The following is a 12,098-nucleotide window of genomic DNA, read 5'->3' on the forward strand; positions in this document are numbered from 1 at the left end:
ATGCGGGACAGGGCGGGAAAGGTTGTCCCCTCGGCTGGCGATCATGAACGTGAGAATTGTTCAGCTGCCTCTTCCTACCGACAGGTAGCTGGGGCTACCCTTCCGGACACGGCTCGCTGTGACGACGGTCACAGCGCCGGTTTTCGCGGTTCACCCTGTCCCCGGGCGTGTCAGGAATAGACAAATATGCGTAAATCAGTTCTCGTATTCACCGCCGGCGCCATCGTGTGCGCCGCCGTCGCCGGGGTGATCCGGTTCAAGCTGGTGCCGGACGCCGAGCGCGTCCAGAGCGACCAGAACACCGTCACCCGCTACGCCGGGACCGCCTCGTATCTCGACCAGCACGCGGTCGCCGGCGGTGATCTGGCGAACGCGTTCGTCAAGAACTCGCCGTTCACGGCGGTGGAGACCGTGAAGGCGATCGGCATGCACGGAAACGTCGCGGTGCTGTCGGACGTCACCGCGATCAACGGCGCCGGCGGTGTGCTCGGCAACCCCGCCTCGACGTGGGCCGTCGACCGCAAAACCCTGATGCCCGCCGCCGCGCCGGCCGGCGTCACCGCCGACGCCCACCAGGGCCTGGCGGTCGGTTTCGCGTTCTCGCCCGACAAGCACGACTACCCGTGGTGGGACGGGGCGACCGGTACGCAGGCCACTGCCAAGTACGTGCGCAGCGAAAGCCACGTCGGCCGTTCCACCTACGTGTTCACCGTGGACGCCTCCGGGGCGGAGAAGGACCCGGCCACACTGGCGCAACTGCCGCCGGCGGTGCCGGTCTCGGTGCTCAAGGGCCTCGCCGCGACGATGGCCCCGGCCATGCAGGGCGCGCTGGCGGCGCTGCTGCCGCCGGGCGGGGACAGCGTGTTGGTGCCGCTGACCTACACGTCCTCGACGACGACCACGATGTGGGTGGACCAGCTCAGCGGCACCACCGTCGACGCCGACGCCCACCAGACGGTGACCGCGCAGATGAAGACGAAGCTGGGAACGGTGCCGCTGACGGCGGTGCTGGACGTGGACACCAAGATGTCGCCGGCCGGGATCGCGGACGCGGTCAAGCAGTCCAAGGACGACCAGTCGAAGGTGCTGTGGGAGGGTATTGTCGCGCCCCTGGCCCTGGCGGTCCTCGCCTTGGCGCTGCTCGTCGGCGCGGTGCTGGCGGGCCGGCGCCCCCGGACCGCCGACTCGGCCGACACCGCGAGCGGCGGTGCGGCCGGTGCGGCTGGTCCTACCGATACAGGCAGTGTCGGCGAAGCGGGCGAAGCTAGCCCCGAGACCTCCGAACCGACTACCAAGGAAGAGTGAAGCGGCACATCGCTTCGAGATAGCCAGGACGGGCACGCCGATCCGGCCCGAGCACGTCGTTTCCGGTGAGTACACAGAGGAAAGCAGCTATGCCACCCGCCCCCGGAGCGGCGTGCGGCCGGACCGCTGCTCGTGCCCACCCGGCTCGTGATCCGCGAATCCCGCGCCGCCGTCGCGGCATCCTGATCGGCGAGATCGTCGCAGGGGGCGTACCCGGTGAGTCTGCCGCGGGGTCCGCGGCCAATCTCAAGAGAGCGCTCTCACGCATTTCGGGCGGGCGGCCCGCCGCGCGGTGGGAGCGCCGGCATCGCCGCCGGAACCTCGATCATGGCGTCCACCTGTGCGTTCCAGGTGGATGACCGCACATCAGCCTCCTGAAGCCAAGATCAACGGGGCGTGGGAGGCGGTCCGACGGCAGCTGGTAACGCCTGGGTAACGGCTCCTGGAGCCTTGTGAGAGCGCTCTCTTTCGGTTACGGTACCGGCATTCCGCAAGGCGAGAGCACCATCGCGAGTCCCACCCGGCCGCCGTCCGTGCCACCCCGTCCGAGTCCAGCGCGCGGTCCCCGAAACGTAGGCAGTCTCATGATTCGTATTCCGGCGACGACGTCGCGGGCGAGAAGAAGGGGGTGCGTGCTGTGAGAGCCATTCTGCGCAGGCTCGCGTTCTACGTTCTCGCCGCCTGGTCGGCCGTGACGCTCAACTTCTTCCTGCCCCGCATGCTCCCCGGCAGCGCCTTGCAGGCGGTGCTCAGCTCCATCCGGTCCGCGCCGATCACGCCGGACGAGCTGCACGCGCTGGAGGCCGAATACGGTTCCGGCGGCAAAGGCCTGATGTCCCAGTACGCGACCTATATCAGCAACCTGCTGCACGGCGATCTGGGCACCTCGACCAGCAAGTCGGTCCCGGTGACCGACGTCCTGGGCGCGGACCTGCCGTGGACCATCGGGCTGATCGGGACCGCCACGGTCATCGCCTTCGTGCTCGGCACGTTCCTGGGGGTGCTCGCCGGCTGGCGCCGCGGCGGCCTGCTCGACACGCTGTTGCCGGTCGCGACCTTCTTCCAGGCGATCCCGTACTACATCCTGGCGTTCCTGCTGCTGATGACGATGGGCTACCTGTGGCAGTGGTTCCCGTTGGCCGGCGGGTACGACATCACCCGGGACTCGACGGTCACACCGGGGTGGAACACCGGCTTCATCGGCAGCGTGGCGGACCACGGCGTCCTGCCGGTCCTGACGATCGTCCTGGCCTCGATAGCCGGCTGGATCATCGGCATGCGCAACGTGATGATCACGACGATGGACGAGGACTACGTCCTGGTCGCCGCGGCCAAGGGGCTGCCCCGCTGGCGCGTGGTGTGGGTGGCGGCGCGTAACGCGATCCTGCCGTCCATCTCCTCGCTGGCCCTGTCGGTCAGCCTGATCGTGACCGGCTCGATCGTCACCGAGATCGTCTTCAGCTATCCGGGCCTGGGCCTGGCGATCAACAACGCCACGCTCGACGCCGACTATCCGCTCATGCAGGGCATCCTGCTGTGCGTCACCTTCGCGGTGCTGGCCGTTAACTTCCTGGCCGACATCGTCTATGTGATCCTCGACCCGCGCGCCCGCCGGGAGGCCTGAACCATGTCCGTCGTGGGTGTCGCCACCGCAGAGCCCGCCGGGAACCGCGCCAGACGGCGCAAGTCCCGCGTCACCAAGTCACCGAAGATCGTCGTGGGTGCCGCGATCCTCGCGTTCTTCGTCTTCATCGCCATCTTCGGTCCGACCCTGGCCCCGCACTCGGCGAGCTGGCAGGCCAGCAACTCCAGCGCCTTCGCGCAGCCGCCGTCGGCGAAGTTCTGGCTCGGTACGGACCGCCAGCAGCACGACATCCTCTCGCAGGTGCTCTCCGGCGGCCGCTCGACGATGGTCATCGCGTTCGTCGCCGGCATCGTCGCCAGCATCCTGTCGATCCTGTTCGGGGTGACGGCCGGCTACATGGGCGGGCTCGTCGACGACGTGCTGTCCATCATCGCCAACATCTTCCTGGCCCTGCCGGGCCTGCTGATCCTCATGGTCGTGATGAAGCCGCTGCCCGCCGGGGACACCGACAACCCGATCCTGATCGGGTCTGTCATAGCCCTGACGGCCTGGGCGTACGGCGCCCGGGTGTTGCGCGCGCAGACGCTCGCGCTGCGCGACCAGGACTATGTGGAGTCGGCGCGGATCATCGGCGAGCGCCGGCCACGGATCATCGTGTCCGAGATCCTGCCCAACCTGCTGCCGATCCTGGCCTCGTCCTTCATCTTCACCGTCATCTACGGCATCGGGATCTACGTCGTGCTGTCCATCCTCGGCATCATCAACCCGGCGCAGGCGTCCTGGGGCACGATGATCCAGAACGCCCAGGGGGCCAGCGCGATGATCTCCAACGACTGGTGGTGGTACGCGCCGCCGGCCTTGTGCGTGGCGCTGCTGGGCATCGGGCTGGCGCTGCTGAACTTCGGCATCGACGAGATCGTCAACCCGCGGGTCCGGTCCCGCAAGGGCAGCCGCCGCGGCGTGCGGTTCCAGTTGGGGCTGACACCGGTGGTGCGGGCCGCACGGCCGCACGCCCCATCGAGTCCTGATACAGCGGCGCCGGTCCTGGAAGGAGAGAGCTGATGGCCGATCCGGTCCTGGAAGTCCGCGGCTTGTGTGTCGACTACGGCCTGGGCGCGGAGGCGGTCCGTGCCGTGACCGACGCCGATCTGGTGCTGCGCCGGGGCGAGGTCCTGGGGATCGCGGGGGAGAGCGGTTCGGGCAAGTCCACGCTCGCCTACGCGCTGACCCGGCTGCTGCGCGCGCCCGGCGTGATCACCGGCGGCGACGTCGTGTTCCACTCGCGGTCGGCCGAGACCGGCGAGGTCACCGAGGTGGACCTGCTGGCCGCCGACGGGCACCAGCTGCGGCGCTACCGGTGGTCGGAGATAGCCGTGGTGTTCCAGAGCGCGATGCACGCGCTGAACCCGGTGGCCCGGGTCGAGAACCAGCTCACTGATGTGCTGCGGGTCCACCGGCCGGAGATGTCCGCCGAACAGCGGCGGGCGCGGGCGGTGGAGATGTTGCGGATGGTCGGTATCAACGCCGACCGGCTGCGCAGCTATCCGCACGAACTGTCCGGCGGCATGCGCCAGCGCGTGATGATCGCGATGGCGCTGATCCTGCAGCCGCAGATCGTCATCATGGACGAGCCGACGACCGCGCTGGACGTGGTCACCCAGCGCGAGATCCTCGAAGAGCTGATGGCGCTGCGGGACAAGCTGGGCTTCGCGGTCATCTTCATCACCCACGACCTCTCGCTGCTGATCGAGCTCGCGGACTCCATCGCCATCATGTACGCCGGGCGGATCGTCGAGCGGGCCAGGGCCGCGGAGCTGTTCCACGCGCCGCGCCACCCCTACAGCCTCGGCCTGCTGAGCTCGTTCCCGAGCCTGCACGGCGAGCGGGTGCGGATGGAGGGCATCCCGGGCTCGCCGCCGTCGCTGGCCGCGATGCCGGACGGCTGCAAGTTCCACCCGCGCTGCCCGTACGCGATGGACCGCTGCCGTACCCAGGAGCCGCCGTTGACCCGGCTGACCGATGACGGCGGTGTGGGCGGCGAGGGCGGCGACCGGGTCACGGCCTGCTGGCTTCACGACGGCCGGCAGGATCCGCCCGAGCCGCTGGGCCGCGCCTTCCCACTGCTCGCCTCGCCTCCGGCGCCCCGCCCCGGCGATCTGTCCAGGAGCACTTCATGACCGCCGAATCCGCCGAGTCCGAATCCGCCGAGCCGGTCGGCGGCACTGAGCCGGCCGAGGCCGCCGAGTCGGCTGAGCGCGCCGAACACAGTAAGAGTGCTGAGTCCGCCGAGCGTGCCGAACCCACCGAACCCGCTTCGCCGTCCAAGGTGGTGCACGGTCCCCGGCGTCCCGGAATCCCGGCGCTGGAGGCCCGCGGTCTGGTCAAGCACTTCCCGATGCACAGCGGAATCGGCCGGGGCCAGGTGGTGCACGCGGTGGAGGACATCTCCATGGTGTTGCCGGCCGGCACGGTCACCGCGGTGGTCGGCGAGAGCGGCAGCGGGAAGTCGACGCTGGCCCGGCTGCTGACCGGTCTGATCAAGCCCACAGGCGGCCAGGTCCTGCTGGACGGCGAACCGGTCGGCACCGGGGCGCGGGCGCGGCGCAAGTACACCAGCAGCGTGCACCTGGTGTTGCAGGACCCGTTTTCGTCCCTGAACTCGGTGCACACCGTGCGCTACCACCTGGAGCGTCCGCTCAAGCTGCACACCAAGCTGGGCCGTGCCGAACGGGCCGAGCGGATGCGGCAGCTGCTGGAACGCGTCTCGCTCACTCCGGCTCAGGACTACCTCGACAAGTACCCGCACGAACTGTCCGGCGGTCAGCGCCAGCGGGTCGCGATCGCCCGCGGCCTGGCGGTGGGACCGCGGGTCCTGCTGGCCGACGAGCCGGTCTCGATGCTCGACGTGTCGATCCGGCTCGGGGTGCTCAACCTGCTGGACGATCTGCGCTCCGGCGAGAACCTGGCCACGATGTACGTCACCCACGACATCGCCTCGGCGCGCTACCTCGCCGACTGCATCGTGGTGATGTACGCCGGCCAGGTCGTGGAGTCCGGGCCGGCCACCCAGATCACCGACAACCCCGCCCACCCCTACACCCAGCTGCTGCTCAGTGCCGCGCCCGACCCGGCGCGCGCCGAGACCCCGGTGCTGCGCGGCCGGGGCGCGCCGCCGAGCCTGGTGAACCCGCCGGCCGGCTGCCGGTTCCATCCGCGCTGCCCGTTCGCGATGAAGGTGTGCGCGGTCCGGTCGCCGGAACCGCGGCCGGTGGGCGAGGACCACGTCTCGGCGTGCTGGCTGCACGCATCAGAGCTCGACGACGACCAGCGCGAACCGCTGAGTGCGACCGCTACCGGCCCTGCTATCGGCACTGCCACCGCCGCCACCGTTGCCGCGCAAGCGGAATCGGCGGACGGAGCCACAGACGCGAACTAAGGCACTAAGGGCACTGAAGGCACTAAGGCACTAAGGCACCAAGGCACCAAGGCACCAAGGCACCAAGGCACGACAACCAACAGGAGAAACGCATGAAGAGCAACAGCGGTGAAGGGGGTCCGAGGGCGACCGCCGCCCGCCCCCCGCCGGGGGACGGGCGGCCAGGCTTCGCTCGAGGGGCAACTCGCGCGAAGGGGAAGTCAGACCCGTTCCACATCCCGTACAGCCACAGTTATCGCCCATGTCCGAGAACAGGACAGGCCGGCCTCATCGCCGGTCCGGATCTTTAGGGAAGTGTACGCAATGCGTCGTACAGCTATCAAAGGGCTAGCCCTGGTCGCGGCCGTCGGCCTCAGCCTGGCGGCCTGTAGCAGCAGCAAGGGTAGTAACTCGTCGGACAAGAGCAGCGGCTCCGGCAAGGTTCGCACGCTGGTGGTCGAGGACAAGCCGGTCGCCTCGTTCACCGACGACTTCAACCCGTTCGACGGCAACTCCTTCCTCAGCCAGGAGAACGCGCGCTCGTTGTTCTACGAGCCGCTGTACCAGTTCAACACCCTGAACTCGGCCCAGGCCCCGATCCCGTGGCTGGCGTCGAACTACACGTGGTCCAACGGCAACAAGACGCTCACCTTCACCCTGAAGCCGGGCGTCAAGTGGAGCGACGGGCAGGCGTTCACCTCTGACGACGTCGCCTTCACCTTCACCATGCTGAAGAACTACAAGGCGGCCAACACCGACAGCACGCCGATCCCGGACAGCGTCGCCACCCCGGACCCGAACACCGTGGTCCTGAACTACTCCAGCTCGCAGGCCGCCAACTTCCAGGGCATCGCCAACCAGATCATCGTGCCCAAGCACAAGTGGTCGGCGATCACCAACCCGGACAAGGCCGTCGTCACCGGCGCCGACTCGGTCGGGACCGGGCCGTATCTGCTGGACAAGTTCACCCCGCAGAACATCACGCTCAAGGCGAACACCGGCTTCCGGGACGGCGCGCCGGCCGTGAAGAAGATCTCGTTCCCGGCCTACGCCGACAACAACGCCGCGACCCTCGCCCTGGCCAACGGCGACATCGACCTGACCGGCAACGACATCAACGACGTGCTGAACACGTTCGTGGCCAAGAGCAAGGACAACCACCTGTTCCAGACCACGGCGCCGTACTTCCCGGCGTCGAACACGGTGGCCCTGCTCATGAACGAGAAGAGCCCCAGCGCGCCGGCCCTGGCCGATGTCGCGGTGCGCAAGGCGATCAGCGCCGCGATGGACCGCACCTCGATGGCGACCCAGTGCGAGACCAACTACGAGCTGCCGGCCACTTCCTCCGGCGGTCTGACCCTGCCGATCGACCAGAAATCGCTGGCCCCGGCGCAGACCAACGATCTGAAGCCCGGCCCGGACCCGGACGCCGTCAGCTCCCTGTTGACCGCCGACGGCTACGCCAAGAACTCCGCCGGCAAGTGGGCCAAGAACGGGGCCACGATCAAGTTCACGATCATCGACCCCAACTCCTTCACCGACTACTGGTGTGACGCCGAGGCCCTGGTCAAGCAGCTGAACGGCGTGGGCTTCGACATCAAGGACAACGGCGCCTTCGACTACAACAGCTGGAACACCGCGGTCACCACCGGCAGCTATGACGCCACGCTGCACTGGGGCCAGGGCACCACGCCGTTCCAGCGCCTGCAGTTCATCCTGGACTCCACCCTGGCCTCGCCGGCCGGACAGAACTCCGCCGGTGACTTCGGGCACTACCAGAGTTCGGCGGCGGACGCGGCGGTCGCCGCCTACGAGGGCGCGACCTCCCCGGCCGACCAGACCACGGCACTCAACACGCTGCAGGGCGTGTTCTCCTCGGACGTGCCGGCCGTCCCGGTTCTTTACGGAGCCGCCTGGTACGAGTTCAGCACGGCGAACTTCACCGGCTGGCCCACCAGCGACAACCCGTACATCAACCCCTCGCCGCGCAGCCAGGACTACGAGTACCTGATCCTCAAGCTCACTCCGAAGCCCTGATCACCGGCGGAAGACCGTGAGCGTCCCGGTCGGCGCGGCCCCGTCGGGCCGGGCCGACCGGGACGCTCGGGCGAGCAGGACATCACCACCGCGGCCCGGCAGGGCGGCCCAGGTTTATCGCAAGGAGTTGTCTGACAATGAGAACAGGTACGCGGGCTGTGAGCGGTGACACGTCGTCCGCGGGCAGCCGGAGGGCCCGCGCCAGGGCGTTCCCGACCGACTTCGTGTGGGGCGCGGCCACCGCCGCCTACCAGGTCGAGGGCGCGTCCTTCGACGGCGGGCGCACCGCCTCGATCTGGGACACCTTCAGCCGGGTCCCCGGCAAGGTCGTCAACGGCGACAACGGCGACATCGCCGCCGACCACTACCACCGGTTCCGCGACGACGTCGCGCTCATGGCGGGCCTGGGCCTGGGCGCCTACCGCTTCTCCTTGTCCTGGAGCCGGGTCCAGCCCGGCGGGCAGGGGGCGCCGAATCCCGCCGGGCTCGACTTCTACTCGCGCCTGGTGGACGAGCTGCTGGCTAAAGGCGTGCAGCCGGTGGTCACGCTCTATCACTGGGACCTTCCGCAAGAACTCGAGGACGCCGGCGGGTGGGGGAGCCGGACTACCAGCGAACGGTTCGCCGAGTACGCGGCCGTCGCCGCCGACCGCCTCGGTGACCGGGTCGAGCTGTGGACCACGCTGAACGAGCCGTGGTGCTCGGCGTTCCTGGGCTACGCCTCCGGCGTGCACGCGCCCGGGCGGCACGAGCCGGAGGTGGCCCTGCGCGCCGCGCACCATCTCAACCTGGCGCACGGACTCGGGACCCAGGCGTTGCGCGCGTCCCTGCCGGCCGGCGCGCGCGTCGCGCTGACCGTCAATCCCGCCGAAGTCAGGCCCCTGAGTCAGGAGCCGGCGGATCTGGACGCCGCACGGCGGGTGGACGCGTTGCAGAACCGGATCTTCCTCGACCCGGTCCTGCGCGGCTCCTATCCCGAGGACCTGATGCAGGACACCGCGCACCTCACGGACTGGTCGTTCGTCCAGGACGGCGATCTGAGCTCGATTCACGTCCCCGTCGACCTGCTCGGGGTGAACTACTACAACCCGGTGGTCGTCGGCGCTCCCATAGTCGGCGACGCCCCCGAGCCCGGCGTGGACGGCCACGGGGCCAGCGACTTCTCCCCCTGGGTCGGCAGCGAATCGGTGCGTTTCATCCGGATGCCGGGCGAGCCGACCGCGATGGGCTGGCCCATCGACGCCTCCGGGCTGCGCGACCTGCTGCTGCGCATCCACCGCGACTACGGCCCGATCCCGCTGGCGATCACCGAGAACGGCGCCGCGTTCCACGACTACGTCGGTCCGGACGGCGAGGTGCGCGACCCGCAGCGGGTGGAGTACCTGCGTAGTCATCTGGTCGCCGTGCACGAGGCCATCGAGGCCGGTGTCGACGTCCGCGGCTACTTCTGCTGGTCCCTGCTGGACAACTTCGAGTGGGCATACGGCTACTCCAAGCGCTTCGGGGTGGTCCATGTCGACTTCGCGACCCAGCGGCGTACGGTGAAGGCCAGCGGGAACTGGTACGCCGACGTCATCGAGGCCAACGCCGTTCAAGGCTGACGCCGGCGGTATCGGCTTGGCCGTCGGCATGACGCGCAAGGAGCACTACGAACACATGACAGGCAAGGACGGGGGAATCCCGAAGGCGGTGGCGCCCGGGCCGGAAGCGGTGGTGCCCGGGCCGGAGCCGGCCTCGGCCTCGGCACCCACCCTGGAGACCGTGGCCGCCGAGGCGGGGGTCTCCAGGGCCACCGTATCCCGGGTCGTCAACGGCTCACCCAAGGTCTCCGACGAGGTGCGCGCCGTGGTCCAGGCCGCGGTGGCCCGGCTGGGCTACGTGCCCAACCGGGCGGCCCGCTCGCTGGTGACCCGCCGGACCGGCTCGGTGGCGCTGGTGGTCAGCGAGGCGGAGATGAAGGTGTTCACCGATCCGCTGCTGGCGGCCATGGTGCGGTCGATGGGCGTGGCGCTGTCGGCGCGGGACGTCCAGCTGGTCCTGATGATGGTCCGCGCCGACAACGAGCGGCAGCGCCTGACCGGGTACCTGCTCGGCGGGCACGTCGACGGCGTGTTCCTGATGTCGCTGCACGAAGGGGACCCGCTGCCGCGCATCCTGCACGACTCCGGCGTCCCCGTGGTCCAGATGGCCCGGCCGCTCGGCGACGTCAAGCTGCCGTATGTGGACGTCGACAACGTCCACGGCGCGCGGCTGGCGGTCCGGCACCTGGTGGCCATCGGGCGGCAGCGGATCGCCACCATCGCCGGGCCCCCGGACATGGTGGCCGGCGTCGACCGCCTCGACGGCTTCCGCGAAGAACTCCTCGGCGCCCGGATGGCCGACCACCGCGTCGCCTTCGGCGACTTCAGCCAGTCCTCCGGCGAACAGGCGATGCTGGCGTTGCTGGCCGACCACCCCGACCTGGACGCCGTGTTCTGCGCCAGCGACCTGATGGCCGCCGGGGCGCTGCGGGCCCTGCGCCGGCACGAGCGCCGGGTCCCGGAGGACGTCGCCGTCGTCGGCTACGACGACCTGGACGTCGCGCTGCTCACCGAGCCCCCGCTGTCCACCGTGAGCCAGCCGGTCGAGGCGATGGCCGCCACGATGGTGGACATGCTGCTGGCCCAGGTCGCCGGCCGCCCCCTGCCGAGCCCGGCGATCCTGCCGACCCGGTTGGTGCTGCGGGCTTCGGGGTGAGGTCGAGCGGCGCCGGTGTGGGGCAGTCCCTCACTTGCGGAAGTGGCCGGCCGCGTCCGTGCCGTAGGTACTGCGATTCTTGTCGAGATTGATCGCGGTCCCGTGGAGCTGGGACGCGGCCTTCACCTTGTCGATGAACTGCGTCTGTAGTTCGTGGGTGTTGATGGTGAAGGCGGAGCCGGCTGAAGCTGCTGCCGTCTGCTGTGCGATCAGCCAGGTGTCGGCCGCGTCCAGCTCCTTGGAGCGCGGGGTGACCTGACCGTTGCCGTCGAGATTGACGTCCGCGAGGCCGGTCCCGCCGCGTCCCTTCTTGTGCGCCTTGTTGTCTGGATCGTCGTTTCGTGTCTTTGGCTCCGGCCCCACTATGTAGTTCGCGGGGAGGTTCTCCAGTGCTTCCTGGAGGCTCCCGGCGTGTGCCGTGAAAGCGGTAGGCGCGAGGGTACCCAGTTGAGCCTTGATCAGTGCCTCCTGCGCCGGGTCCACCGCGCTGGAGAGCCAGCTGAGACGGTTTCGGGGAATGACGTGATGGAGGGTTTCGACCCATTGCTTGTCGCCGGCCGGAGTGGCCTTCTTGAGGGTTTTGGTGGCGGCGGCGGTGTCGCTGTTCTTCCAGCCTGCGCGCTGGACGAGCGGGGCGCCGTGAGCGCTGTGAGCACCGTGGGCGCCGGTGCGTGGGGCCGTGTGGGCTTGCTCGATCGCCCGGGAGACGGCTGCGTTGCCGATGCTGCGCTGCAACGCCAGGACCGACTCCGGAGACGTCAGCCCCACGGTGGTGGGGGAGGCTGCGGCAGCGGTGCGGGCCTGGGGCCGTTGGCTCTTGCTGGAAGCGGGGACCCGCTCTAGTTCTGGCCCGGGCATGGAGGTGCTTCTTTCGGAACGAAGAGACAGTGCTGCCTACCATCAATATACGAAGGAGGCGGACACGGGGAAGGGGCCTCGGTGCAAGGCGGACCGTTCATAGGGGCACGCGCCGCTACCCGCGTGTACCTCTGGGGAGGCGCCGTCCGGCGGGTGGGTACG

At 69.3% G+C, this 12,098-nt stretch carries 9 protein-coding genes; 8 read left to right on the forward strand and 1 reads right to left on the reverse strand.

From position 1 onward, the window contains the following. Nucleotides 1–186: 186 nt before the first annotated feature. The 8 genes from KGQ19_RS07565 (at nucleotide 187) to KGQ19_RS07600 (ending at nucleotide 11,078) form a co-directional block, all read left to right on the forward strand. Nucleotides 187–1,305 (forward strand): porin PorA family protein, encoded by a 1,119-nt coding sequence (locus tag KGQ19_RS07565; RefSeq protein ID WP_212008367.1) that lies wholly within the window; start codon nucleotides 187–189, stop codon nucleotides 1,303–1,305. A 637-nt stretch (nucleotides 1,306–1,942) separates the two neighbouring features. Beyond that, entirely contained in the window at nucleotides 1,943–2,929 is a 987-nt protein-coding gene (locus tag KGQ19_RS07570) for an ABC transporter permease (protein WP_212008368.1), read from the forward strand. Between the two features lie 3 nt (nucleotides 2,930–2,932). Then, nucleotides 2,933–3,952 carry an ABC transporter permease gene (locus KGQ19_RS07575; protein ID WP_212008369.1) on the forward strand — a complete coding sequence of 340 codons (1,020 nt, stop codon included), beginning with the start codon at nucleotides 2,933–2,935 and terminating at the stop codon, nucleotides 3,950–3,952. Further along, entirely contained in the window at nucleotides 3,952–5,067 is a 1,116-nt protein-coding gene (locus KGQ19_RS07580; RefSeq protein ID WP_212008370.1) for an ABC transporter ATP-binding protein, read from the forward strand. The genes KGQ19_RS07575 and KGQ19_RS07580 overlap by 1 nt, the downstream gene beginning before the upstream one ends. Further along, complete coding sequence (locus tag KGQ19_RS07585) at nucleotides 5,064–6,326, forward strand: ABC transporter ATP-binding protein (RefSeq protein WP_230418320.1); 1,263 nt, start codon at nucleotides 5,064–5,066, stop codon at nucleotides 6,324–6,326. The genes KGQ19_RS07580 and KGQ19_RS07585 overlap by 4 nt, the downstream gene beginning before the upstream one ends. Before the next feature lie 303 nt (nucleotides 6,327–6,629). Further along, a complete protein-coding gene (locus KGQ19_RS07590; protein WP_212008371.1) occupies nucleotides 6,630–8,342 on the forward strand; it encodes an ABC transporter substrate-binding protein in 1,713 nt (570 codons plus the stop codon). A 137-nt stretch (nucleotides 8,343–8,479) separates the two neighbouring features. Next, nucleotides 8,480–9,943, forward strand: coding sequence for a glycoside hydrolase family 1 protein (locus tag KGQ19_RS07595; protein WP_212008372.1), 1,464 nt, complete (start codon nucleotides 8,480–8,482; stop codon nucleotides 9,941–9,943). Between the two features lie 55 nt (nucleotides 9,944–9,998). After that, nucleotides 9,999–11,078, forward strand: coding sequence for a LacI family DNA-binding transcriptional regulator (locus KGQ19_RS07600; protein WP_212008373.1), 1,080 nt, complete (start codon nucleotides 9,999–10,001; stop codon nucleotides 11,076–11,078). Nucleotides 11,079–11,108: 30 nt separating this feature from the next. Here KGQ19_RS07600 and KGQ19_RS07605 read toward each other — a convergent pair whose 3' ends face one another. Then, nucleotides 11,109–11,936, reverse strand: a complete 828-nt coding sequence (locus tag KGQ19_RS07605) for a hypothetical protein (RefSeq protein ID WP_212008374.1) — start codon at nucleotides 11,934–11,936, stop codon at nucleotides 11,109–11,111. Between the last annotated feature and the right edge of the window lie 162 nt (nucleotides 11,937–12,098).

The organism is Catenulispora pinistramenti, from assembly GCF_018274385.1.
Classification (GTDB): domain Bacteria; phylum Actinomycetota; class Actinomycetes; order Streptomycetales; family Catenulisporaceae; genus Catenulispora; species Catenulispora pinistramenti.